18 protein-coding genes and 1 tRNA gene are annotated in these 25030 nt (G+C 62.9%); 12 read left to right on the top strand and 7 right to left on the bottom strand.

Annotated features, from left to right (window positions below; translation table 11 throughout):
• Window position 1 precedes the first annotated feature (1 nt).
• The 5 genes from F8E02_RS07000 (at window position 2) to F8E02_RS06980 (ending at window position 4695) form a co-directional block, all read left to right on the top strand.
• On the top strand, window positions 2-694 hold the full coding sequence (locus F8E02_RS07000; RefSeq protein ID WP_317064774.1) for a phosphoglycerol geranylgeranyltransferase: 693 nt from the start codon (window positions 2-4) through the stop codon (window positions 692-694).
• Window positions 694-1419 (top strand): RNA methyltransferase, encoded by a 726-nt coding sequence (locus tag F8E02_RS06995; protein ID WP_317064773.1) that lies wholly within the window; start codon window positions 694-696, stop codon window positions 1417-1419. The genes F8E02_RS07000 and F8E02_RS06995 overlap by 1 nt, the downstream gene beginning before the upstream one ends.
• 3 nt (window positions 1420-1422) lie before the next feature.
• Window positions 1423-1986: a dCTP deaminase gene (gene dcd, locus F8E02_RS06990; RefSeq protein WP_317064772.1), complete on the top strand. Its 564-nt coding sequence runs from the start codon at window positions 1423-1425 to the stop codon at window positions 1984-1986.
• Window positions 1987-2129: 143 nt separating this feature from the next.
• Complete coding sequence (locus tag F8E02_RS06985) at window positions 2130-3968, top strand: threonine--tRNA ligase (protein ID WP_317064771.1); 1839 nt, start codon at window positions 2130-2132, stop codon at window positions 3966-3968.
• 271 nt (window positions 3969-4239) lie between these two features.
• Entirely contained in the window at window positions 4240-4695 is a 456-nt protein-coding gene (locus tag F8E02_RS06980) for a ferritin-like domain-containing protein (protein WP_317064770.1), read from the top strand.
• An 86-nt stretch (window positions 4696-4781) separates the two neighbouring features.
• Here the strand turns inward: F8E02_RS06980 and F8E02_RS06975 are convergent, their stop codons facing one another.
• From F8E02_RS06975 to xerA, 6 genes are all read right to left on the bottom strand, one after another.
• Window positions 4782-5969, bottom strand: coding sequence for a cation:proton antiporter (locus F8E02_RS06975; RefSeq protein WP_317064769.1), 1188 nt, complete (start codon window positions 5967-5969; stop codon window positions 4782-4784).
• A 164-nt stretch (window positions 5970-6133) separates the two neighbouring features.
• A tRNA-Gln gene (locus tag F8E02_RS06970) sits at window positions 6134-6206 on the bottom strand.
• A gap of 135 nt (window positions 6207-6341) precedes the next feature.
• Window positions 6342-7691: a mannose-1-phosphate guanylyltransferase/mannose-6-phosphate isomerase gene (locus F8E02_RS06965; RefSeq protein ID WP_317064768.1), complete on the bottom strand. Its 1350-nt coding sequence runs from the start codon at window positions 7689-7691 to the stop codon at window positions 6342-6344.
• Window positions 7692-7962: 271 nt separating this feature from the next.
• Window positions 7963-8406 (bottom strand): tetratricopeptide repeat protein, encoded by a 444-nt coding sequence (locus tag F8E02_RS06960; protein WP_317064767.1) that lies wholly within the window; start codon window positions 8404-8406, stop codon window positions 7963-7965.
• Between the two features lie 132 nt (window positions 8407-8538).
• Entirely contained in the window at window positions 8539-9483 is a 945-nt protein-coding gene (locus F8E02_RS06955) for an SDR family oxidoreductase (RefSeq protein WP_317064766.1), read from the bottom strand.
• Window positions 9484-10013: 530 nt separating this feature from the next.
• Window positions 10014-10937: a site-specific tyrosine recombinase/integron integrase gene (gene xerA, locus F8E02_RS06950; protein WP_317064765.1), complete on the bottom strand. Its 924-nt coding sequence runs from the start codon at window positions 10935-10937 to the stop codon at window positions 10014-10016.
• 1491 nt (window positions 10938-12428) lie between these two features.
• Between xerA and F8E02_RS06945 the strand changes: the two genes are divergently transcribed.
• The 5 genes from F8E02_RS06945 (at window position 12429) to F8E02_RS06925 (ending at window position 19204) form a co-directional block, all read left to right on the top strand.
• Window positions 12429-13016 carry a DUF5806 family protein gene (locus tag F8E02_RS06945; RefSeq protein ID WP_317064764.1) on the top strand — a complete coding sequence of 196 codons (588 nt, stop codon included), beginning with the start codon at window positions 12429-12431 and terminating at the stop codon, window positions 13014-13016.
• Entirely contained in the window at window positions 13013-13771 is a 759-nt protein-coding gene (gene mobB, locus F8E02_RS06940) for a molybdopterin-guanine dinucleotide biosynthesis protein B (protein WP_317064763.1), read from the top strand. The genes F8E02_RS06945 and mobB overlap by 4 nt, the downstream gene beginning before the upstream one ends.
• Before the next feature lie 5 nt (window positions 13772-13776).
• Window positions 13777-15135, top strand: coding sequence for a phosphoglucosamine mutase (glmM, locus tag F8E02_RS06935; protein ID WP_317064762.1), 1359 nt, complete (start codon window positions 13777-13779; stop codon window positions 15133-15135).
• Window positions 15136-15371: 236 nt separating this feature from the next.
• Window positions 15372-18920 carry a hypothetical protein gene (locus F8E02_RS06930; RefSeq protein ID WP_317064761.1) on the top strand — a complete coding sequence of 1183 codons (3549 nt, stop codon included), beginning with the start codon at window positions 15372-15374 and terminating at the stop codon, window positions 18918-18920.
• Complete coding sequence (locus tag F8E02_RS06925; RefSeq protein WP_317064760.1) at window positions 18917-19204, top strand: acylphosphatase; 288 nt, start codon at window positions 18917-18919, stop codon at window positions 19202-19204. The genes F8E02_RS06930 and F8E02_RS06925 overlap by 4 nt, the downstream gene beginning before the upstream one ends.
• Here F8E02_RS06925 and cas1 read toward each other — a convergent pair.
• On the bottom strand, window positions 19186-20118 hold the full coding sequence (cas1, locus tag F8E02_RS06920; protein ID WP_317064759.1) for a CRISPR-associated endonuclease Cas1: 933 nt from the start codon (window positions 20116-20118) through the stop codon (window positions 19186-19188). The genes F8E02_RS06925 and cas1 overlap by 19 nt on opposite strands.
• Window positions 20119-20358: 240 nt before the next feature.
• Here cas1 and F8E02_RS06915 point away from each other — a divergent pair, with 240 nt between their 5' ends.
• Window positions 20359-23901, top strand: coding sequence for a molybdopterin-binding protein (locus F8E02_RS06915; RefSeq protein WP_317064758.1), 3543 nt, complete (start codon window positions 20359-20361; stop codon window positions 23899-23901).
• Window positions 23902-23914: 13 nt separating this feature from the next.
• Complete coding sequence (locus F8E02_RS06910; protein ID WP_317064757.1) at window positions 23915-25000, top strand: hypothetical protein; 1086 nt, start codon at window positions 23915-23917, stop codon at window positions 24998-25000.
• Window positions 25001-25030: the final 30 nt, after the last annotated feature.

The following is a 25030-nucleotide window of genomic DNA, read 5'->3' as shown; positions in this document are numbered from 1 at the left end:
CATGCACGCGAACTGGAAGACCTGGGCACACGTGACGAAACTCGACCCCGATAAACACCTCCCGCCGGGCACCATCGAAGAGATCGTGACGAGCGGGACCGACGCCCTGATGCTCTCGGGCACCCTGAACGTGACGCGGGAGAACCTCCACGAACTCCTGGATCTGGTCTCCTCCTACGGGCTGCCGCTGGTAGTGGAACCGGCGAGCCCCGACTGCGCCATCTTCGACGGAGCGGTCGATCACCTCTTCGTGCCGAGCGTGATGAACACAAACGATGTCCGCTGGATCGTCGGAAAGCACTACGCCTGGCTGCGCCACGCGGAGAGCGTCGACTGGGAGATGGTGGTGCCCGAAGCCTACATCGTCCTCAACCCGAACTCCGCCGTCGGGCGGGTGACGGGAGCGGACTGCAACCTCTCGGCCGGGGATGTCGCCGCGTTCGTGGAGGTCGCCGACCGCTACTTCCGGTTCCCGATCGTCTATATCGAGTACAGCGGGACCTACGGGGACCCCTCAATCGTGCAGGCGGCTTCCGATGCGGCCGAGCACGCCACCCTCTACTACGGCGGCGGGATCCGCTCGGCAGAGCAGGCGGCCGAGATGGGCCGGATCGCGGACACGATCGTCGTGGGGAACGCCGTCTACGACGAAGGGATCGATGTGCTCCGGGCGACGGTCCGGGCGGTACAGTGATGCCCGAGGTCTCAATCGTCCTGGTCGAGCCCCTCTACGAGGGGAACGTCGGGTTTACCGCCCGGGTGATGAAGAACTTCGGGTTCACCCGCTTGGTGCTGGTCAACCCCTGCAAACTCGGCGACGACGCCATCATGCGCGCCTCCCACGCCCGCGACGTCCTCGATAATGCCCGCCGGATGACGACGGTCGCCGAGGTCTACCGCGAGTTCGACTTCGTCGTCGCGACGACCGGCGAGGTGAGCAAATCGGTCTGCACCCCGATGCGGATGCCCTACTACTCACCGGCCGAGGTCAGGGAGATCGTCGCCGACATCGACGGGACGGTCGCTATCCTCTTCGGGCGGGAGAACTGGGGGCTCGCAAACGAGGAGCTGAAACGGGCGAACCTCATCTGCACCATCCCGACCTCGGATGTCTACCCCATCTTAAACCTCTCCCACGCGGTGGGCATCCTCTGCTATGAACTGGCAAACCTTCCCCGCGGCGAGTATCCGATCGCGGGACCCGTCCAGATGGACGCGCTCTACGAGCACATCGATGCGTTCCTGGACCGGATCGACCACCCCGACTTCAAGCGGGAGAACACGATGATCCTGATCCGCCGGCTGATCGGCAGGACGAAACTGACCATCCGCGAGGCGAGCACCCTGCACGGGCTGATGCGGCGGACGGAGTGGCAGATGGAAAACAGAGAACAAACCAGCTATAAAGGAGAGATCTAGAGAATGATTCTTGTCGACTGGCAGATAGAAGACCGCATCAGGCGCGGATATATCAAGGTAGATCCCTTCGATCCCGGCCTGATCCAGCCCAACTCCCTGGATATCAGGCTCGGTTCCCACTTTGTCTGGTACGTTCCCGGAGAGACCGTGATCGACCCCTACGACAGGGAGAGCGTCTGCGTAAAGACCGAGGAGATGGTCGCCGACTCGATCGTCCTCGCACCGGGACAGTTCCTCCTCGCAGAGACCCTGGAGGCGATCGAGCTCCCCGACGACGTCGTGGCAAGCATCGAGGGGAAGAGCAGCATCGCGCGTCTCGGGGTCGAACTCCACCAGACGGGAGGCTGGATCGACGCCGGGTTCCGGGGGACGATCACGCTCGAGATGTGCAACGTGAACTCCCGGCCGGTCAAGGTCTACGCCGGGATGCCGATCGGGCAGCTGGTCTTCTACCGCACGGACCGTGCCGCGCGCCCCTACAACATGAAGACGGACGCGAAGTACATGGACCAGCGGCAGGCGACCCTCTCCCGCTACCACGAGAACGCGCGCAGCGCGCAGGAATGATGCCGGATATCCGGCCATCTCCCGCGCCCGCCGTCGCCACCCGGCGGGAGATGCGGGGCGGCGCACCTTCGCTCCCGTCCCCGCAGTGTCATGCACTATATAGCAGGAAAACAGATATTGAACGATTCAACTGGAGATAAACCATGCGACTTCTCCTGATCCATTCCGATCATATCGAATACGAGACCCGGAAGAAGACGAAGGTCGCCGAAGAGGATGTCATCCCCAAGGATGCCCTCGACGAGGCGCTCGCCGTCTTCTGTGCGGTAGAATCCGTTGACGAAGAGAACATAGAGGACTCCGTCCGGCAGGCGGCGGACGAGATCGTCGCCACCGCCCGGCAGCTCGGCACCACCAATATCATGATCTACCCCTACGCCCACCTCTCCGCCGACCTCTCATCGCCGGAAGCGGCAGTGAGCGCTCTCAAGGGGATCGAGGAGGCTCTCGCCGGCAAGGGCGGTCTCGTCGTGAAGCGGGCGCCATTCGGCTGGTACAAGGCTTTCTCCCTCACCTGCAAGGGCCACCCGCTCTCGGAGCTCTCCCGGACGATCGTCCCCGGCGAAGGAGGAGCGGCCGCTCCGAAGAAGGAGATCCAGCACGAGTTCTTCGTCCTCACTCCCGAAGGGGAGCGGAAGGACCCGGCCGACTACGCCGAGGAGAAGACGCCGTTTGCATCCCTGATCCGGAAGGAGCTCGGCTACCCGAACCCCGAGGGAGCCGAACCGGTCCACGTCGACCTGATGCGTGCGAAGGAGCTCGTGGAGTACGAACCACGCGCGGACGTCGGAAACCACCGCTGGATGCCCCGGGGCAAGCTGATCCGCGACCTCCTCTCCGACTACGTGCTTGCACGGGTGCTCGAGTACGGCGGGATGCCGGTCGAGACTCCGGTGATGTACGACCTCGCCGATAAGGCGATCTCGGAGCACGCCGCCAAGTTCGGGGAGCGGCAGTACCGGTTCAAGAGCGGCAACCGCGACATGATGCTCCGGTTCGCGGCGTGTTTCGGCATGTTCTCCATCATGCACGACATGCACATCTCGCCAAACACCCTCCCGATGAAGCTCTACGAGCTCTCGACCTACTCGTTCCGGCACGAGCAGAAGGGCGAAGTGATCGGGTTGAAGCGCCTCCGCGCCTTCACGATGCCCGACATGCACACCCTCTGCCGCGACGTCGACGGCGCGCTTGCGGCCTTCGAGGAGCAGCTCGTGATGGGCTGGAAGAGCGGCGAGGATCTCGAGACCCCGCTCGTGGGAGTCATCCGGTGCACCCGTGACTTCTACGACCAGTACGAGCTCTGGGTGAAGAAGATGGTCGCGGTCTCCGGCGTCCCGATGCTGATCGAGGTCCTCTCGGACCGGGTCCACTACTGGATAGCAAAGGTCGACCTCGCGGCGATCGATGCGCAGGGAAGGCCGATCGAGAACCCGACGGTCCAGATCGACGTGGAGAGCGCGAACCGGTTCGACATCAAGTATTACACCCCCGAGGGAACGGAAGTCCACCCCCCGATCCTCCACTGCTCGCCCACGGGCTCGATCGAGCGGGTGATCTGCGCGATGCTCGAGGGCACCGCTGCCCAGGAGGTCCCCTCGTTCCCGGCATGGCTCGCCCCGACCCAGGTCAGGCTGGTCCCGGTGGCGGAGCGGCACGTCTGCTTCGCCGAGGAGATCAGCGCCCGCCTGAACGCCGCCTGCATCCGGGCGGACGTCGACGACCGCGACGAGAGCGTGAACAAGAAGGTCCGCGAGGCCGGGATGGACTGGGTCCCCTACGTCGCGGTCATCGGCGACCAGGAGGCCGAGACCGGCAGGCTCACGGTCACCATCCGGAAGCTCTCGGAGAAGAAGAAACCCTACAAGGAGATGATGACCGAAAGCGAGCTCATCCAGGCGGTGAGGATGGAGACCGCCGGAAAGCCCTTCCGTCCGCTCTACACCCCCCGTCAGCTCTCCCGGAAACCCCGGTTCATCTAATCTTTTTTGCGAGGCCGCGCCGGCCGTAGACTCTTTCGGGAGCAGGCGACCGTCCCGCTACCGGATCATCGATCGTCCGCGCCGGGTCCTCCTCCATCACAGCCACTATTCAGATAGCAGCAGTTCCTGCCTCTGCCGTCTCCAGAAATCACCGTTTCGACCCTCACCCGGGCCACCGCAGGGATCTCAGCCGCCGCCCGCACCCGGTACGGGAGCCCGGCCCAATAAGGTTAAGAGTCTCCAGATGCTATTGCCCGCCGGTGTAAGACCAATGGATGCCGAAAATTACCGTTCAATCATATCGAATGCCATCGAGAGGGAGATCGAGGCCTACACCTTCTACCGGACGGTCCGGGAGAAGGTCACGGATGAGAACTTAAAGAATCTTTTCAACGAACTTGCCGGGGAGGAGACCGGCCACAGAAAGACCCTCGAGGGCTTTCTCACGAAAGAGCCGGCGAAACTCGGCTTTAACACGCAGCGGGACTACAAGGTCGCCGACTCCCTGGAGACTCCCCCGCTCTCGGCCGACTTAAGGCCGCTCGACGGCCTCGTGATCGCAATCAGGAAGGAACTCGACGCGATGCAGATGTACACCCAGCTCGCGAGCCTGAGCGACGACCCACAGCAGAAGGAGTTGTTCCAGAGCCTTGCCGCGATGGAGCGGGGCCACAAGGCGCGCCTTGAGGACCTCTACACCAACATGGCGTTTCCCGAAGTCTGGTGAGGAGGGGGCCTGCGCCCCTCTCACCCTGCAAAGAGAAATAAACACAAGAGCTTTTGTAAAATTAGATTGAGGGGTTCTCCCCCGCATCACTCCGTCGTGCAGTAGGCCCCTTTGTAGAACCAGTTCCGGTAGACGATAGGGGTGATGAGCGTGGTCAGCAGACTCATCAGGACGACCACCACGAAGATTTGCTGGCCGATGAGCCCCGCCTCCAGCCCGATCAGGGCGACGATCATCGCCACCTCGCCCCGGGGGGCCATGCCGAACCCGATGATGAGGGAGTCCTCACGGCATATCCCCATCGCCCGGGCGGGGATACCGCACCCGATAACCTTGGTGGCGATGGCGACCAGGGTCAGCACCGCGAGGAAGACGACCATGTCGGAGGTGAGTGCACGGATGTCCGCGAGGATTCCAAGCGATATGAAGAAGATCGAGGCGAAGACGATCTGGAAGTACTCGGCACCTTCGTGGACGCCCTTGCTCTGCCGGAGTCTGACCTCGGCAAAGGAGATCCCGGCGAGGAACGCACCGATGATGCCCGATAAGCCCGCCAGGTCGGCGAGCATTGCATACAGAAACGCCATCATCATGGCGAAGATGAAGATGAATTCCGGGTACTTCCGTGCCAGGGGAGTTCCGTCCATCCGCTCGATGACTTTCCGTATGCCGAAGTACCCGACGGCTCCGGCGATGATGATGAATCCCACGGCTCTGGCGAGCATCAGGGCGACCGACGTTACCGAGACGTCGCCGCCGACCGTAAGATCGATGGCGATGGCGAGCACGATAAGGGAGAGGACGTCGTCGATGACCGCAGCACCGATGATCGCTCTCGCGGCCCCGGTCTGGAGCACGCCGATCTCTTTGAGGACGTTTGCGGTGATGGCGATACTCGTCGCGGTCAGCGCCGTACCGACGAAGACCGCGCTCGCGAAGTCGAACCCGAAGAAGATGGTAGTGGCGTAGCCGCCTATCCATGGGATGATCACACCGAGGAGGGCGATGACTCCGTAGCGCGGATCGATAATATCCTTGACGTTAAACTCGAAACCGATGACGAAGAGGAGGATGATAGCCCCAAGATGCGCCAGGGTCGCGACGAAGTCCGTGTAAGTGATCAGGCCGAGCACACTCGGTCCGACGAGAACCCCCACGAGAATTGCCCCGATCGTCGCCGACTGGTTGATTCGGGATGCCACGAGGTAGCCGGCGAGTGCGAGGAAGAGGAGGAGACTCATCTGAATCTCAATTGCTAAAGCTGCGCTTTCCATGGTTGCCCATGATTGATGCGAAGTACGGCCTTAAGAACTGTATGGAACGTATGGGGGTTGCACTCCGGGGTATTCCAGCTCGCTTCGTCGCCCCGGCATACTTCCCCGGCACCGGACTTACTCTCGCAAAATGTTCTTCGGGGGGACCGAATCCCACCATCTCATACCCCCGGGCGGATTCGAACCGCCGTCGCCGGATCCAAAGTCCTGCATGATTGACCACTACACTACGGGGGTGAGAAATGAACCCGGCCCGCAGGCACCTGCGATACCAGCTCTTATGTACTATGTGCCGGGGTGTTATATCGGTTTTGTAGCAGGCATCCGGGCAGCAGGCAGAGAGGTGCCGGTGGACCGGCACCGCCGGCCGGCTCACGCCCGCTCGAAGTCGTCCTCGTACCGGACGATGTCGTCCTCGCCGGTATACTCCCCGATCTGCACCTCGATCAGTTCGAGCGGCAGGAGGCCGGGGTTCGCGAGCCGGTGGACCGTCCCCGCCGGGACGAAGGTGGACTCGCCGTTCCGGAGAAGGTACGTCTTCTCGCCGATCGTCACCTCGGCGCACCCGGTGACGACCACCCAGTGCTCGGAGCGGTGGTGGTGCATCTGCAGCGATAGCCGCCGTTTCGGGGGGACCGTGACCCGCTTGATCTTGTATGCCCGCCCTTCCTCGAGGTTCGTGTAGGAGCCCCAGGGCCGGTGGACCCGCGTATGGAAGAACGCACGGGAGTCCCCCCTCTCGCGGAGAGCCTTTGCGATCTCGCCCACCCGCTGGGCCTCGTCCCGGTCGGCAATGAGGATGGCGTCTTTCGTCTCGACGATCGCGAGGTTGTGGACCCCGACGGTGGCGATCAGCCGGTCCGCGAGGATCAGGTTCTCGGAAGAATCGATCCCGATATGCTCGCCCCTGACGGCGTTGCCGTTTCCGTTCTTTTGCAGGGCGGCATAAAGCGCGTCGAAGTTTCCTACGTCGTTCCAGTCGGCCTCGAGCGGCACGACCACCGCCCGCCGGGTCTTCTCCATGATCCCGTAATCGATGGAGAGAGCGGGAGTTGCAGCGTATGCTTCCTCGACGGGGTGCTCGAACGCCCTGACGACCTCCGGTGCGCAGGTCTCGCACTCGGCAAGGAAGAGGGCGGCATCAAAACAGAACATGCCGGAGTTCCAGAGGTAGCCGTCTGCAACGTAGCGCTCCGCGGTGGGGAGATCCGGCTTCTCCACGAAGGCGTCCACGACCGAGCCGTCCGCGAGAGGCTCTCCCGGCCGGATGTAGCCGTAGCCGGTGTGGGGCGAGGTCGGCCGCACCCCGAAGACCACCAGGTAGTCCTTCGCGAGCCGCTCCGCCCGCCGGAACGCCTCGTGGAACGGTGCGGTAGCGGTGATCAGGTGGTCCGAGGGCAGCACCGCGACCGTCCCGGCCCCGTCTTCGGCGACCTCCCGGACGCCGTAGTAGATCGCCGGCAGGGTGTTCCTGCCCACCGGTTCGACGAGGACCCGGCAGTCGCACCCGATGGCGGCAAGCTGGTCCCGGACCAGGAACCTATGCTCCGTGTTCGTGACGATGGCGATATCCTGCGGAGAGGAGAAGAGGAGCGACCTCCTCACGGTCTTCTGGAAGAGAGACTCGTCGTCGACCAGCGGGATGAACTGTTTCGGGTAGTGTTCCCGTGAGAGCGGGAAGAGGCGGGTGCCGCTCCCGCCTGCAAGTATGAGCGTCTTCATTGGCTCGGGCTCCGTGCCGCAGGGCACTCGATGGCACACTCTAGTGTAAGAAGGTGGATAAATACGTACGGGTCCCTCCAGGGGTCCGGGAGACTTCGCGATGCCACAGGCCGCCCGGATGGAGGTCGAGGAGAGATACGTGCAGGACCGGGAGTATGTACGCAAGAAGACGACCCATATTGCATCCGATAGTGTATCAATTTCGGAACTCCGCGATTCAGAGAGGGGGAACCCTATTGGGCCGCACGGGGTTTCAAAAAAAGGTTTCAGATTACGCCCGGGTCATCGTCAGGTTGCCGGGATAGAGCGCCCGCGCCTGCGGGTCGAGATCTTCAGCAACCGCAAGAGCCGATTCCGCCTCCGGGTACTTCCCGAGCCTGCTGAGCACCGTGCCGTAGGTGACCCAGGCGAAGATGCACGACCGGTCGATCGCGAGCGCCTGCGTGCAGGAGAGCACCGCCTCCTGGAGACGGCCGAGCCGGGTGAGGATCACCGCCCGGTTGTTCCAGGCATAGACGTCGTCGTTGTCGCAGACGAGCGCGGCACTGAATGCAGCGAGCGCTTCCTCGTAGCGTCCCTGCCTCTCAAGCGCCACGCCGATGTTGTTTAAAACCGTCGGGCTATGCGGGTTCTGCACCGTCGCATCGTTGTACGCCCGTGGTGCGTCCCTGTTATCACCCTTCCGGACGATCTCCGGTGTAATCAGTTGGGGCATACGTCGGTACCTCGCACCCCATACAGCAGGGTGAAGATATATAGGTTCCTGCTGCCGCCGCACCCCGACCCGGAGCCGCCTATCGGACCGCCGGAGAGGGGAATCCGGGAACGCAAGGGCCTTGAAGTTCATTCACCGGCGTCTTCCGCCCCGACCATCCCGGAACCACTCCACGGTCTCGCGGAGCCCTGCTTCGAGGGTGTAACGGGGGGAGAACCCGAAGGCCTCCTCCGCCCGGGAGATCTCCGCGAGAGAGTCGCGCACATCTCCCGCTCGCGGCGGTTCGTATACCGGCCGGAGGTCTACGCCGGTGATCTCCGATAGGCTGGCGGCGAGTTCGTTGAGGCTGATCCGGCGGCCGCCGGCGATGTTGAAGACTCCCCGGGCCTCGCTCTCCATCGCCCTGATATTCGCCTGCACCACGTCCGCGACGAAGATGAAGTCACGGGTCTGCTCCCCGTCGCCGTAGACGATCGGGGGCTTCCCGTCGAGCAACCGGGTGATGAACTTCGGGATCACCGCGGCGTACTCGGAGTTCGGGTCCTGTCGGGGCCCGAAGACGTTGAAGTAACGGAGGAAGACCGTCCGGATGCCGTAGAGGTCGGCAAAGACCTTCCCGTAGTACTCGCCCGCGAGTTTCGAGACCGCGTAGGGAGAGAGCGGAGTCGGCGCCATCGTCTCCCGCTTGGGGAAGACCGGGTCGTCCCCGTAGATCGCCGAGGTGGAGGCCGTGACGACCGACGGGACGCCGCACTCTTTCGCGGCCCAGAGGACGTTCACGGTCCCGGCCGCGTTCACCGCGTTCGTCTCGAGAGGGTCTTTCACGGAGCGGGGGACCGAAGCGATCGCCGCCTGGTGGAAGATGCCGTCCGCACCAGCAAAGATCTCCATCAGGAGGTCGAGGTCGGTGACGCTCCCCTCGACGAAGGTCACGCGGGAGTTGTCCATGATGCGCTCGATATTCTGACGCTGCCCGGAGGTGAGGTCGTCGACGATCACGACCTCGTGGTCGCGTGAGAGATGTTCTGCGAGGTTGGACCCGATGAACCCGGCACCGCCGGTGACGATGTAGCGCATACCGATACGGTAGGTCTTCCTCTCATTTGAGCGTTGCCAGATGAAAGAAGCGGGGAAACGGTCGGAGGTGCATCCCACACTTCGCGGTTTCGCGCGAGGCTGCATTACAATCTCCGGCATTTAACTCACGCGAAGGCGCGAAGGACGACGGTTCGTAGAACCGGAGTTTAAGAAGCCATCAGGCTTCGAAGTGCGATGGGCCGAAGGGCCGGAGCTCGAGCACCATCTGGTGCGAAGTGCGAGCGTAAGCGAGCATGAGAAGCCATCAGGCTTCGAAGTGCGATGGGCCGAAGCGCCGGAGCTCGAGCACCATCTGGTGCGAAGTGCGAGCGTAAGCGAGCATGAGAAGCCATCAGGCTTCGAAGAACACGAAGAGAGGGCCGGAGGACTGCCCTCAACCACATCATTCGATAGAAGTGAGCGTGGCATCCAGGCAGACCCCCAACAGATGCCAGGGGCAAGAGACCGGGGCCGGAGGATCCTCTGCCGCCCCAAACCCATATAGCACCATACGGTTTATCGAGATCAGCTCACTCACCGGACTTCTTCCCGTTCGAGAGCGGGAAATACTGTTTATAGACGTTCCTCCGCTCATCGAGGTCCGTATGCAGGTAGATCTCGGTCGTCTTGATGGAGGAGTGCCCCAGGTTTTCCTGGACGACGCGGAGGTTCTTTGAGCGCCGGTAGAGCTCGCTCGCGTAGGAGTGCCGGATCTTGTGCGGCGTAATCCCGGCGGGAGCATTCTGCCGGAAGATGTGCTGGACGGTCCGGGGGGAGAGGGGGTTGCCCTGCTGGCCCACGAAGAGCGGCCCCTCTATCGTGTTCCCGATGAATTCGTCGATCGTCTGGAGGGTATCTTCGTCGACGAAGACCGTCCGGATCTTGTCGCCTTTTCCCTTGACCCGGATCGTCTGCTCCTCGAAATCGATGTCCTCGACGCGTATCGAGCAGAGTTCGGAGACACGGACGCCCGTGGCGTAGATGAGCCGGACGATCAGTTTGTCACGCCCGTTCTCGATGGAGTTGATCAGCCGGAGAACCTGGCTGTGCTTGAGGTATTTCAGTTCCTGATTCTTGATCCGGGGCCGCTCCACCCCGATCATGGGGTTCGCGACAACGACGCCCTGCGCGTAGAGGTAGCGATAGAACGAGGAGAGCGTCGAGACCATCCGGTGGAGAGTCTTTGGCTTGTAATCCCGGCCCTCCGAGATGAACGAGAAGAAATCCGTGACGAGGGCAGCGGAGACGTTCACATCCGCATCGAGGGGCGCGGCATCGAGGGCAGCCTCATCGATCCGGATCCCGCCCGGACCGGGATGCTGCCTGAGCCAGGCGTACCGGGCGAAGCGTTCGACGGTCTGACCGTACTTCTTGATGGTCCGGGGGGAGTAATTCCGCATCCGGAGGTAACTGCTGAAGCGTTCGAGCCATTCGGAAAAAGGAGCGTTTTCCATCGGATTATAAGTTGAATGGGGGAGCATATCAAAATTGCGGTAAATCACTATTCCCCGCAATCGGGTATTTCCAGGGGGCAACACCGGACCCGCCGGACTGCGGGACACACCCGCCCGGGCGGCCGCGGGCCGAGAGGGAGATCACGGCAGAACCCATGCCCCCAGGCATACGGGGCGGCCGGACCCCAGACAGGATAACGCCAGGCAGACCCCACCTCAGCCCATAATCGCCCTGCTGGCCGCATCGAAGACGATAGCGAGAGAGGGGCACACGGCGGCAGGAGCATAGCGATAGGAGAACGCCCCCGAAGATCCCCGGCAGGAAATGGCCGGCCGAAACTGCATCCATCCGGACAGCCGGCCCGCCGGAAGAGATCGGCCGGACCCCGGACCCGGGAAACCCCTCGAAGCCCGGACGAAGGCGAGGATATCCAGACACCCCCCGGAAGGCTGCTGCGCCGGCGCGAGATGGCGTTCCGCTACCGGAACGGAGCGACAGCAAATCCCCGCAGAGGGAAAGACCCACGATAAAAAAAAGTGTATCTCAGTGATGCTGGAGGCATCAGGTGTTCGGAGGTATGGGGTTGCTCTCCCGGGTGGACGGGAAACAGACCCTGATGAATACTTTTTCTTCTGAGTATATGAATCCCCCGCCGCGCAGGGTGAAAGTGAACAATCTGCAGCAACCTCCGGCACCACAGAGCACCCTCCGCCCGCCCACATATAAATGACCGCCATAGAGCGGATTATGGGCACGATCAGCCGCCCGACGATGTCTGTATAGGAGGACGTCCCGATCAGGGCCCATAGGTGCGATACGAGGCCGCCCAGTCAGAGGGGGCCACCCCTCAGATCGACTGCCCGACGACCGGGGCATGCCCGGGAGAGCCCGGTCCGCCAATCAGAGATCCGGACCTCGCCCACCATCCCCGCCCCGAGAACCAGCCAGCACACCGGCACAGCACGGGGAGCAGAGCCCGGCCGCACCGAACATACCGGAGGGCGAGGCCCGCCCCCGCGAAAGGGAGAGGGCGGCCCGGTAGCCGTACGGCGAATAGTGCGATTCAGGCCCACCTCGCGGAGGGAGGGCAGCATCCGACGCGGAGAGTTGATCGGACATCCGGGTGGCGAAACCCGCCGGCCGGCCCCCACGACCCCGGAAAGCGGACGGGTTACGAGAAAAAGCGTGCGTCGAGAGCCCGGGATGATCTTCGGGGAGGGCGCCGCCGCCCCGCCGACAAGGGGCAGACCCGCATGGACTCGATACCCGCAGATCGCCCGCAGATCGGGTCGTGAGCCCGGCCGAAACCACGGGGCGATCCACCCGACCAGGGCGGGGCAGGGGGCACCGATAAACCACATAGTGCTATACGTAACTTTGGGAGTGCAGTTACGGGACCTGCCCTGGAGGCAGCAGGAACCGATAGGCAGACCCGCGCCCCTCACCAACAACCCTATTGAAATAGCAACACCAACAAGAGGATAGATAAAATGGAAGAGCCCGACAGCACCAGAGACCCGAACAAGTACCAGAAATTCAAGAAAGTGGACGGCGCCACCTACCAGCGGGTCAACCAGTTCCTGCGCAAACACACCCACATCACCGCCCGCGAGTGGGCGATCGCACGCCTCTGCGCAGACTTCAAGACGACCAGCGGCTCGGAGATGACGTTCATCGGCGAGAATCTCCCGGAGCTCTGCCCATTCATGCTCGACTCCTACACCCCGCAGGCGGTCAACCAGGCGAGGAGTTCGTTCAAGAAGAAGGTGAAGAAGGCGGGGGCGACATTCTTTTACGGGGCCATGTGCGGCTTCTTCACCGCGGAAGAACTCGACGAGATCCTCTTTGAGGCAAGCGAGGTCGCGAGGTTCCTGCTCGAGGTCGAGGGGACGAGCCTGAACATCGACGACGAGATCGATGTCGAGGACCGGATCACCGAGGTGATGCGGGGCGTGGCCGAGGCGGCCTCGGTCGTCCTGAAGTCCAGGCCAGGCCAGGAGGAGAACCCGGCAGCGAAGGACGGGGGGGACGAGGAAGAGGAAGAGGAAGACGACGAAGACGAAGAGGAAGAACCATGAAGATCATACAGATCGTCGGCCGCTCGAACACCGGGAAGACCACATTCATAAAGAACCTGATCCCGGCGCTCTCTGCACATGGGACCGTCGGGGCAGTGAAGCATGTCGGGCACCACGGATACCGACTCGAGCCCGGAAAGGACACCACCATCTACCATGAAGCACATGCTGCTCTATCGACAGGTGTCGACAGCGAGAAGTCGGTCCTCATCAGGCGCGAGAACGACCTCGACTCGACTCTGGAAACACTCTGCAACATGGGGATCGAGTACGCCGTCATCGAGGGGTTCAAGACCCGGCCGTTCCCGCGGATCGTGATAGGCGACCTGGAGAGCGAGAACGTCGTGCTCCGGAACCCTTCCTCCGTCGAAGAGGTGATCGCCGCGCTCCCCTCGTTCGAGGACTACTACACCATCGAAGGGCTGGTCAGGGATCTGAAGCGCGAGCACGATCTTGCGCATGCAGGCGCGATCCTCACGTTCAACGGGATCGTCAGGGAGTGGAGCGGGACCGAGCATACTGAGTACCTCGAGTTCGACGAGACCGTCGATGCCGTGACCGAGAGTATCGGGCAGGAGATGGAAGCGGTCCCCGGAATCATCGGGGTACGGTTCCATCACCGGAAAGGGCGGCTCTATGCCGGAGAAGATATAACCTATCTCGCTATACTTGCAGAGCACAGACAGGAGGCGTTCGCCGCCGCCAGCAATGCTATCGATCGACTCAAAAGGGAATTACACGACGCGGAGAAGTGACAGAGATGGTACGCGGAAAACAGATGTTTGGAACGAACGGCGTGCGGGGCGTGATCGGAGAGGGAATGACACCGACCCTCGTCCTCAAGGTCGGCGCCGCACTCGGATCGATGAGGAAGGGGACCATAGCGATCGGGCGGGACACCCGGACGTCCGGCGAGGCCCTGGCTCACGCCCTCAAGGCCGGGCTCCTCATGACCGGGTGCGACGTGGTGGACATGGGCATCCTCCCCACACCGGCCCTGCAGTACATCATAAAGGCCAACCGGTTCGACGGCGGCGCGATGATCACCGCATCCCACAACCCGCCCGAGTACAACGGCGTGAAGATCATCGAGGCCGACGGCACCGAGATGTCCGATGAGGAGATCGTCCTGCTCGAAGACCGGTTCTTCTCCAGCTCGTTCGAGACGGCGGCCTGGGACGGCGTCGGTGCCGAGAGCGCCGCACCCGACCGGATCGAGGAGTACATCCAGGCGATCGTCGGCCACTTCCCGCCGGGCATCGGCAACGGCATGACCGTCGTCGTCGACCCCGGCTCCGGCCCCGCGGCGCTCACGACCCCGGCCATCCTCTCGCGGATGGGCTGCAGGGTCCACACCGTCAACGCCCGGCTCGACGGCACCTTCCCGGGCCGGATGCCCGAACCGACCCCCGAAGGGCTGCGGCCCCTCTCGGAGATGGTCGTCGCGACAGGCGCCGACTTCGGGGTGGCCCACGACGGCGATGCCGACCGGGCAGTCTTCGTTGATAACAAAGGACGCTATATAGAAGAGAACTATGAGTTCGGGCTCATCGAGGATTACGTCTGCAGCAGGAATCCCGGCGGGCTCGTCGTCACCCCGGTGGCCACCTCGCGGCTGATCCAGGACATCGCAGAGAAGCACGGGTGCACCGTCGACTACACCGCCGTAGGGAGCATCTATGTCGCACGGAGGATGATCGAGCTCATAGGGCAGGGCAAGAAGGTCTCCTTCGGGGGCGAGGGGAACGGCGGCCTGATCTACTCCGATCACCAGTTCTGCCGCGACGGCGGCATGACCGCCGCCATGATGGTCGCGGTCCTTGCCGGCCACGGCGAGAGGCCGCTCTCGGAGATCCTCGACGAACTCCCCGCATACCACCTCGTCAAGGAGAAGCATCACACCCCCGACCCGGCTGCACTGGTCCGGGCCGTCGAAGAAGCGTTCTCGGGAGAGGTCATCGAGAAGATCGACGGCATCAAGATCGTCAGGGACGATGTCTGGGCGCTGGTGCGGGCGTCGGGCACGGAGCCGATGGTCAGGGTCATGATCGAGTCGCGCGACCCAAAGACCGCAGAAAGCATGTACCGCGAGATTTTGCAGGTTATCGAGCGGGCATGATGCGCCTGCCCGGCCGGACGCCGGGCAGGTGAGATCCACCCACCATTAACTATTCCCTTCGAGGTGCTGCAAGGGGACCCTTACCTTCCCCCATACAACCGCCATTTTCGAGGGACTCTCAAAATACCATTGAAAAACATTCTTGTGGGGTAGGGGTAATCTATATATCAGATAATGGACATGCATGATGCAGAACCCACTGGAGAGCGCTGATCAAAATGGATGGTAAACCCCAGATGAAACAGAAGATCAACTCCGCAATCTCTTCGGGCGATCTGCGTGAGGTTGAAAAGGTCGTAATGGACATATCGGAGACCCAGACGAGAAAGGAGAAAAAATCGCTCTACGAGCAGATGAACGCCGCCCTGGTGAAGACGGCGTTTGAGAGCGGGCAACCGGAGCTCCTGAGCCAGTTCGTCGAGCCGACGAAAGAGGAAGTCTTCACCCTCGCCCGGCGCGCCGCAGAATTTTACCGGGAGACCGGGAGCGAATCGTGGTTCTCTGCAATATTCACCCTGGTCGACAAGCTCGACCGCAAGAGTCACCAGTCCGATATTCTCGCAGCGATCTCCCGCGACCTTGTCCAGGCGGGGGTCGAAACCGGTGATATCCACTATATTGAGAAGGGCGGCGAGGCCTTCGATAAGATCAGCATCCGCAAATATCGCTCGGCAATCCTCTCCGAGATCATCCCGCTCTTCATCCAGTACGGGCGGAAACACCAGAACGTCGAGATCATGCAGCGTGCTCTCCAGGCGCTCTCCGAGATCGGCGATATATCAAGACAATCCCAGCTTCATGCCGATGTAGCCAGGGCTATAGCCAGTTCCGGCATCGAATCGGGCAATATCGACCTCGTGATCCGGGCCCTCTCGAGCGCCGCCGAGATCAACCAGAAGATCCGGCGGACCAACTCGATCGCCGACATCGTGGACGCCGCCTGGAAGTCGTCGCTGAAGAAGGAGGTCGCCGATATCGAGCAGATCATAGACTCCCTCCCGGATCTGCCGGAAGAGCGGCTCACCGAGGTCCTCGCGACCCTGACCGAACAGCTCCTCGACCGCCAGCGGGACAAGAAGCAGGTCTACACCAGACTGCTCAGGATCGACGACGAGAAGGCCTGGGCAGGCCAGACCCTCGTCCTCGAACTCCTCAAGAAGGCGGAGCGGAGCGGTGAGCGCTGGTATCTCGAGAAGGCGTTCGAGTTCAACGCCCGGAGCACGGCGGGGACCCAGCTCCCCATCGAGGAGATCGTTCTCTCCGGGATAGCGGTCGTCGAGAAGAGCGGCAACCCGACCGTCCTCCTCGACATCACCCCGCTGATCGACGAGTCCTGCGACGCGGCGAAGGCAGCGCACCTCTACCGGCAGATCACCGACGCCCTCTCGCGGATGGGCGACTTCTACCACGCGATCGAGGTCATGAAGAAGGCCAGCACCAGCGCGCAGAGGATCAACGCCCAATTTTTCGAGACCAGTGTCCGCCTGATCAAGGAGGGTATCCGGCGCGGCGAGATCGAACTCGTCCGCGAGAACATCCTCACCACACTGGAACTCGATATCGCCGATTCGCTGGTACACCAGGCGGTGACCGACTTCTGCAAGGAGTATGACTTCGACGAAGTCGTCAGGCATATACCGGCTATCAAGGAACTTGCTGAGTCGCACCGGGAGCAGGACACCCTGCTTGCCGAGTGCAACACCATCATGATCGAGCGGGGGTTCGTCCGCCAGAACGATGCGGCGGCCCTCGTGGATCTCGTGAGCCAGATCGGTGAGCAGTCCCTGCGCGAGCAGGCGATCTCGACCATAGCCGTCGAGATGGCGCGGATCGGCGTCGCGAGGAAAGACCGCGACCTCCTCCGGCACGCGACCGCGCTCACCTGCGAGATCATGGACCAGCACGCCCGGGCCGAGGCGATCGGCGGCATCGTCGACCAGGCGGCCGTGCTCGCCGTTGAAGACGGCGACCTCGACCTGCTTCACGGGATGCGGGTCCTCTCCACGTCCCTGCTTGAGCGCGACTACTGCCTCTTTGCTATGGGCAAGGTCATCCACGGCCTGATCATGTACGGGATCGAGCAGCTCTCGCTCCGGGCGCTGGACGAAGCAACCCAGATCCTCTCCCAGATCACCGACCCGTCCCTGCAGCGGCAGCTGGTCGATCCTCTCATCGAGGGCTACGTCCGGGTCGGGGGCCTGCAGGCGGCCGACCAGCTCTCGCGGGGGAAACTCAGGATCTTCGACGGCATGATGGAGCCCTTCACGATCGCGCTCGACCTCCTCCAGACCAACACTCCGCGTGAGGAACTCTCGATCAAGATCGCGAGTTACGTCGACATCATGCTCGAGTACACTCAGGTCCACGCAAGCCCGATCTTTGCCGTCCCCATGACGCTCTTCTCCCTGGAGATCGAGGGAGATTACGAGCGGACCGCGATGATCCAGCGGATCCTCACCTTCTTCACCAGTTACACGCGGGAGTTCGACTCGGCCGATCCCTACGAAGTGATCGCCTACCTGCTCGAGGGTATCGAAGGGGCGACGGCGGCACCGCCGGTGCTCGAACTGATGTACCGCCTCTTCGAGCACACCGGCGACGTTTACGCCCGCTACTCCGGGATGTACCGGATCGTGAGCGCGTACTCGGCCCTCGGCAACGAGGAGCAGGCCGAAGGGATCATCAGAAGGCTTCACGAGACGATCGGCACCATCGGTGAACCGTCCGTCCGTGCGATCATGCTCTCCGACCTTGCAGGGCTCATGGCCGGGATCGACCACGGCGCCGCCAGAGGCTACCTCGGCGAGGCGCAGACGATGCTGGATTTCATCGGACCGGAGCGGGAGGCGTTCGTCAGGAAGAACCTGATCTACGCGGCAAGAAGCCTCAACACCATCGAGCGGCAGGAGGAAGACGTCGACTGGGCGATCGGACAGGTCGCCAGGATCGAGGATCCGGTCGAGTACGTGGATGCCCTCGCAGCGGTCTTTGACATGGTCACCGAGCCCGTCCAGAGGAAGGATATCCTCTCGGCCATGTGCCACACCGTGGTGGGCATCCCCTCCCCCTACGTCCGGCTCTCGATGCTCTTCGACGTAGCCCAGTTCGCCGAGACCTACGGCGACGAGCAGGAGATCGACGAACTCCTGGACGGCATGGAGAAGACCGCCGGAAGTATCCAGATCCCGTTCGTCACCGCCATGACGCGGCAGCGGATGGCACAGATGCTCTTCTCCTACTACCGGGCGAGCGGAAAGCCGGCCATCCGGCAGCGAGCCGTCGATATCGTCTCCGCCATCGATGACGACCGGATCCGGTACAGCCTGATGGTCCAGCTCGAGCAGGCCATGCCCCAGTCGTGGAAGAGCTCGGTCTACGGCAGGATCCTCGACTGCCGCGACAAGATCCGGAGCGGCGAGTATACCACAAAGGACATGGTCACGCTCGACCGTGCCATCAGGGCGGCGCCGGACCGGGCAAAGCGGGCGGCCTACTACACCGAACTCTACCTCATCGCGAGGAACGCCGGGCAGCACGAGGTCGCGGACAGGATGCTCCTCTGCGCGCTTGAAGAGGCGCGGATCATCAGGCCGCTCTCGCGGCGGGCCTTTGTGCTCGGCGACATGGCGTGCCGGATCTACGCGGAGCGCTACGAGGACCGCTCAAGGGAGCTCCTCGACATGGCCGTTAGCGAGGCCCTCAACATCCGGGACTCGACGATCCGGGACGAGGTCTACGACGAACTCGATATGTCCATGCGGATCATCCAGGAGCACTGGCTGTGAAGACGATCGAGATCAGGATCGCAGGAAGGGTGCAGGGCGTGGGGTTTCGCGCCTGCATCAAGAGGATCGCGACCAACCTCGGCGTCGTCGGCGAGGCGATGAACCTCCCTGACGGGAGGGTCCTCATCACGGCGACCGGGGAGCCCGTCATCCTCGACAAATTCGTCTCGATGCTGTATGGGTGCCCGCGGGTCGTCATCAGGGATCTCTCCCAGCAGGAGATCCCCCTCGCCCCTTACCCCGAATTCACGATCCAGCGGGGCAATTACCAGTACAGCACATGAAAATCGGCGTTGCCTAACAGCGCGTCGCGGAGGATGCGCACCTGCGTATCGATCCGGGACTGATCGATGGACCCGCGGAACGCCTCGACCAGTCGGGCCGAAAAGGTTCCATCCAGATAACATCTCTTCTCACCGCGCTCGTAGTCTCCGGCCGAGATCTCGCGGGCAAATTTGAGCACCGTGCGGTCCACCATCGCCGCCTTCTGCGGCTCGATGATATCGTAGGCAAGGCTCCCGACTCCCTCGTGGAGCATGCCGCGATCGGGGTCGAGGTGGGCGCCGACCAGGGAGACGCAGCAGTTGCCATACAGCATCGCGTACCCGAGCGAGAACATGGCGTTGACGGGGTCGAGATACGGGCGGGAGAGCCTCCGCCGGAACCCGAGCTCCGGCGGGAGCGTGCGGGAGAGGATCTCGTAGTACATATCGGCCGTCAGGCGGGAGAGCCTCCGCAGCTCCTCCATGGTGACCGAGGCCGCAAGCTCCTCGCGGGCCTGGTGGAGGAAGTCGAGCTCTCCGGCGTAGAAGATCTCCTCTCCGGCGCGGTCGTAGAGCTCCTCAAGGAGGAGGAGGCGCGATTGGTGGCCGGCCGTTGCAAGCGGTTGCGCGAAGCGGTGGGGGGTGGCCCGCTCCTGTGCGGTGCGCACCCTCTCATCCTTCTGGTGGCCGTAGGGGGAGAGGTGCCCGACGGGCGTGCCGTCGATATCGAAGAAGGTGATGATAGCCCCGGCTTTGAGAAGGTTCGTCACTGCCGAGGTGTGCAGGGTATGGCCGCCGACGACCAGGAGGTGCTTCACCTCCAGGAGCGGGTAGCGCCGGGTCTCGCTCCCGAACGCGATGACCAGGTCCTGCGTCGTAGCCTTGATATGCCCCCCGTAGCCGATGACGGGGAGCCAGGATTCCGTCGCTCTCATCAGATCCTCTGGAAGTGAATATTTTGCGGTTTTTGGTGATTAATGCATCGATTTGCCGAGATACTGCCCGATCCCCGGAGCATGGAACGACGGTCGGGCCGGACCCCCCATATCAACGAGATTAACTTAATCAAATAGATTAATTAAATGAAAATTTTTTCCATAGCCGTAACCCAGATTTAAACTGTCGCTTAACCAGCGGGCTGCTGGGAAAGAGTATGAACGAAATCTGGTGATTGTATGGAATTCTCGAGAAAAAAGATTCAGTACGTTGCAATCGTGCTGATGGCCTGCCTGCTGCTGGCAACACCGGCAGCAGCAGAGGCACTCGACGACGCAGGTGTGAGCCTGCCGGAGAGCGCCGTGAAGGATACGTTCGTCGCTGAGGAGACATCAGACACAGGATCTGCCGGAGCCCTGGCTGATGACCCTGTAGTGCTCTTCAACGGGCCGGTTGCACTGGAGGCAGGCGCGTTTGAATGTACGGCCTACAACTCCGGAGTGTCTTATACGGTTGATAACCGGACGCCGCTCGGAGCTCTCCAGGCAGTAGCCGGGCGCACGGGCTTCACGTACGATGTCACCGACAAGAAGTGGGTGGAAGGCAGCAACGAAGTCCTCCTGCTCGACAACATCGGGGAATACGCGTTCGTGAAAGGCGGCGCCGGGTGGGCCTGCTACGTCAACGGCGTCGAGAAGGACGGTTACAGCAGTTCTGCTGACGCCCTCAACGCCGTAGCGCTTGCCGACGGCGATGTGGTCGTCTTCTGTTACGGTGTCGACACGACGCCGGAGACGGCCACTGTGCTGATCCGGATCGAAGCGGACCTGGACAGCTCGGTGACGCCGACCCCAACTCCCACGCCGTCGGGCTGGAGCCTCACGCTCAAGGGTGCGTCGACCGAGACCGTCGACCAGGACTACTTCGAGGACGGGATCGCCTGCGGGCACGTCGCCACCTACACCGATGAGAACGGAGCCATATGGAGCGGCATGCCCCTCTGGTACCTCGTCGGCCTCGTCGACGACGGTCTGAAGCACGGATCCGGCGCGTTCAATGAAGAACTCGCCGCGCAGGGCTACTCGATCAAGGTCATCGCGGACGACGGGTACGCGATCAACTTCGAGAGTGCAAGCGTCGCAAAGAACAGCGGGATCATCGTCGCGAATACTCTCAACGGCACCGGGCTCCCCGAGACCATCGGCGAGAAGGCAAAACCCTGCTGGCCGCTCCAGCTCATCGGCCCCGACGTGAGCGCCGGCCAGAAGATCGGCGGCATCGCCGCGATCGAACTCGTCGGCCTCCCCGAACCCTCCGGTGAGTGGGAGATCACGCTCGCGGGCGCGTTCAACCGGACGCTCTCGCAGGCGGAGTTCGAGGACGGAGTCAAATGCCACGGCGAGAGTTACACCGACGAGAGCCTGCAGGTCTGGACCGGCATACCGCTCTGGTACCTGGTGGCCGTCGTCGACAATATGGAGACCGGCAGCCACTGGACGCTGAATGACGCGCAGGCGGCCGAGGGCTACACCGTGCGGGTGACCGCGAGCGACGGCTTTTCCGCCACGTTCAGCAGCGCTGATATCGCCCGGAACGACACCTTCCTTGTTGCGGACAAGATGAACGCCGCACCGCTCGGCGCGGATAACGGTGCGCCGCTGAAACTCGTCGGCTCCGCCCTGACCTCCAACAAGCAGCGGATCGGCAGCATCGCGTCGATCACCCTCGAGGGGCTGCCGGGCGAGAGCACCGAATCTGAGTGGACGCTCGCGGTCGAGGGACCGCAGATCAGCGATCTCCTCACGAAGGAAGAGTTCGAGGAGTGCGGCTACCACACGAAGGAGTATAACGACGGGGTCAGTATCTGGACCGGCGTCCCGTTGAAGGTCCTCTGCGGCTGGGTCGACGACGACGTCATGCACGGCTCGGGAGCATTCAACACCGCCCTGGCCCAGGCAGGCTACACGGTGATCGTCTCCTCCGGCGGGGAGAACCCCTACAGCAAGGAGTTCACCAGCCAGGAGATCATGGCGAGCCCCTTAAACTACATCGTCGCAAGCAAGGTCAACGGTACGCGTATCGACGGGAGCGCCTACCCGCTCCGCCTCGTCGGCGAGGGGGCTGCCGGGAGCAAGAGCATCGGGAACGTCCAGAAGATCCAGCTCGTCGACTTCCAGGAGCCGACGGAAGCCCCGTCGATCCGCATCGTTCGATATGCCTCCGACGGCGTGACCGTCGTCGAGGAGACGACGAAGACCATCACGTGGATGGAAGAGAACCTGGATGTCTACGGAGCCCCGGACGGTATCCGGCTCAGGTTCCAGGGACCCACCTTCGACCCGAACGACCTCTGGAACCCAGCTGAGGACATCAACCCGGGCAAGGTCGACGAGGTTGTGAAAGGGACCTCTATCCGGGACCTCTGCGATCTCGTAGGCGGTGTTCCGGAAGGAGGCGAGGTAGAACTCGTCGCATCCGACGGTTACGGGGCCAAACTGAACTACACCAACCTCTATACTCCGCTCGACCGGCAGGGCGAGGCTATCGTCGCCTGGTGGACAGAGCGGCAGGGCTACGCGCCCAACTATCGTGACGGACCGCGCCTCTTCTTCAACACGCCCGACGGCATCTTCGGTGCCGAAGACATGGGAACGTGCCTCAAAGAAGATTACTGGCACTACTACTGGGCCGGCGGCATCCAGTACCCCTCGGCCGCGGGAGTCTCCAACAGGAACATCGCGACCATCAAGATCAAACCGGGTGCACGGGAGAACTGGAACCTCGTCCTGACGGGCGCGATCACCGACACCATCGGTCGGTCCTACTTCGAGTCGGGCAAGGCCTGCGCCATGGGCATGCACAGCGCGACCTGGACCGATGACGGAGGACAGGTCTGGTCGGGGATGCCGCTCTGGCTCCTCTGCGGCTGGGTCGACGACGGCAACAAGCACAGCGCGGGAACGGACCCCTTCCGCGACGACCTCGCGGCCGCAGGCTACAACATCACCGTCATCGACTACGGTCCGGACGGCACGAAAGGCACCGACGACGACTTCTCCGCCGTCTTCAACAGCTCATTCGTCGCACGGAACAACAACATCATCGTCGCGGATGAGATCGACGGCGCGCCGCTCCCGAGCGACGGCAAGACCTGGCCGCTGAAACTCGTCGGCACCGCCCTGACCTCCAACAAGCAGAGGATCGGGAGCATCGACGAGATCGTCCTCACTGGTGTGCCGATTGTCGTGGAGCCGCCCACGGGCGACACGACGATCTCCCTTGAAGCGGGCTGGAACTTCGTCTCGACCCCGAAGCAGCTTGCCGACGGCAGCAACACGTTCGCCGTCTTCTTCGATATCGTTGATACTGCAGGCCACTCGATCCAGTTCTATGACGGCCTGGAGCAGAAGTGGAAACCGGTGGCCTCGACCGACTCGTTCCGGCCGCTCGACGGCGTCTGGGTCTACTCAAACGAGGCCTGCACGGTCTCCCTGACCTTCGCCTCCGGTGAACCGGGTCTCCCGCCCATGAAAAATCTTGGCAAAGGCTGGAACGCGATCGGTTTCTCGGATACCGTTCCTGAGTCTGCGGTAAACACCCTGCTCTCGCTCGGCAACCACTGGACGACCCTGATCGGGTTCGACGCGGGGGCCCAGGAGTATGAGGTCTCGATCATCCGCGGCGCCAGCGGGCGTCACGGCGAGGAGCGCACGATGGAGCCGACGCAGGGCTACTGGATCTACACGACCGGGGCAGACACGCTTGCTGCCATCGGCGCCTGAAGGTGAACAGGCGATGATGCGGTATGGCGCCGTGCTGATCCTCATCCTCGGCCTCGTCGCCAGTGCGGCGGGGGCCGGGGATACAACCCCCGTTTTGCCTCATGAGTTCTACGGGAGCGTGACGATCGGCGGATCTCCCGCACCGGCCGGGACCGTGATCACCGCGAAGATCGCGGGGGTCGGATGCGGTTCGGTTCAGATGATAGAGGCCGGACGGTACGGTAGCCCCGACGAGAGTCTCGGGAGCCGCCTGGACGTGACGGCGACCGCGGACCGGGCGGGAGCGACGATCACGTTCTACGTCAACGGCGTGGCCGCACAGGAGACCGCGACCTTTACGTCCGGAGCGTTTACGGCTCTTGACCTGACCGCAACGGCCGGGGAGAGCACCCCCACACCCACGCCCGGTAACGGCGGCGGTAGCGGGAGCGGCGGCTCTTCCACGAGCCCCGGATCGCAGTTGACCTACGACCCCAACGCTCCTGTCGCACCCATAGTGTCCACCGAACGCGCGTCCCTCACCACATCAGCGGCCGGCGTGGTGCTCACACCGGTGACGGTCAGAACCGATGACGAGACCGGAGCCGTGACGATTCCGGAGGGCACCACTGCCCTGGACGGAAACGGCAACCCGCTCGGCGAGGTGACCTGCAGCGAGGTCGCTCCGGCCGAGGTCCCACCGGCACCGCCGGGAACGACGGTTGCCATCGCGCTCTCATGCGGCCCCGCGGGCGCCACCTTCGACCCGCCGGCCGTCCTCACCTACACTCTCTCCGCGGAAGAGTGGGCGAGAATCGGTGAAGGTGCGACGCCGAAGGTGATGTGGTACAACCTACAGACAGGGGGATGGCAGGAGATCGCCGCCACAATGGACCCCGCTACCCGGACGGTCACTGCAGAGGTCGATCACTTCAGCATCTACGCCCTGGCGTGGACCGTCCCGGCTACCACGGCCGTGGCCGCGGGAGCGGAGGGAACCAGGACTCCGGTCGGAGAGCCGGCCGGGGAGCCCGGACCCGTGCTCCCGCTCTGGGTGCCAGCTCTCGTAGTCGTGCTGATAGCCACGGTTGCAGCCTTCCTCGTTCTGAGGAAGAAGTAACCATTTTTCGTAATCACCGAGGAGCAGTGA

The sequence above is a fragment of the Methanoculleus caldifontis genome (genome assembly GCF_032842345.1).
GTDB lineage: Archaea > Halobacteriota > Methanomicrobia > Methanomicrobiales > Methanoculleaceae > Methanoculleus > Methanoculleus caldifontis.
This window is presented reverse-complemented; position numbering and strand designations above follow the sequence as displayed.

Coding starts and splice junctions, on each gene's coding strand:
- F8E02_RS06995 (WP_317064773.1), top strand. CDS start 694: ATGCCCGAGGTCTCAATCGTCCTGGTCGAGCCCCTCTACGAGGGGAAC.
- F8E02_RS06910 (WP_317064757.1), top strand. CDS start 23,915: ATGATGCGGTATGGCGCCGTGCTGATCCTCATCCTCGGCCTCGTCGCC.
- F8E02_RS07000 (WP_317064774.1), top strand. CDS start 2: ATGCACGCGAACTGGAAGACCTGGGCACACGTGACGAAACTCGACCCC.
- mobB (WP_317064763.1), top strand. CDS start 13,013: ATGAAGATCATACAGATCGTCGGCCGCTCGAACACCGGGAAGACCACA.
- F8E02_RS06915 (WP_317064758.1), top strand. CDS start 20,359: ATGGAATTCTCGAGAAAAAAGATTCAGTACGTTGCAATCGTGCTGATG.
- F8E02_RS06930 (WP_317064761.1), top strand. CDS start 15,372: ATGAAACAGAAGATCAACTCCGCAATCTCTTCGGGCGATCTGCGTGAG.
- cas1 (WP_317064759.1), bottom strand. CDS start 20,118: ATGAGAGCGACGGAATCCTGGCTCCCCGTCATCGGCTACGGGGGGCAT.
- F8E02_RS06975 (WP_317064769.1), bottom strand. CDS start 5,969: ATGGAAAGCGCAGCTTTAGCAATTGAGATTCAGATGAGTCTCCTCCTC.
- F8E02_RS06980 (WP_317064770.1), top strand. CDS start 4,240: ATGGATGCCGAAAATTACCGTTCAATCATATCGAATGCCATCGAGAGG.
- F8E02_RS06955 (WP_317064766.1), bottom strand. CDS start 9,483: ATGCGCTACATCGTCACCGGCGGTGCCGGGTTCATCGGGTCCAACCTC.
- xerA (WP_317064765.1), bottom strand. CDS start 10,937: ATGGAAAACGCTCCTTTTTCCGAATGGCTCGAACGCTTCAGCAGTTAC.
- F8E02_RS06965 (WP_317064768.1), bottom strand. CDS start 7,691: ATGAAGACGCTCATACTTGCAGGCGGGAGCGGCACCCGCCTCTTCCCG.
- dcd (WP_317064772.1), top strand. CDS start 1,423: ATGATTCTTGTCGACTGGCAGATAGAAGACCGCATCAGGCGCGGATAT.
- glmM (WP_317064762.1), top strand. CDS start 13,777: ATGGTACGCGGAAAACAGATGTTTGGAACGAACGGCGTGCGGGGCGTG.
- F8E02_RS06960 (WP_317064767.1), bottom strand. CDS start 8,406: ATGCCCCAACTGATTACACCGGAGATCGTCCGGAAGGGTGATAACAGG.
- F8E02_RS06985 (WP_317064771.1), top strand. CDS start 2,130: ATGCGACTTCTCCTGATCCATTCCGATCATATCGAATACGAGACCCGG.
- F8E02_RS06945 (WP_317064764.1), top strand. CDS start 12,429: ATGGAAGAGCCCGACAGCACCAGAGACCCGAACAAGTACCAGAAATTC.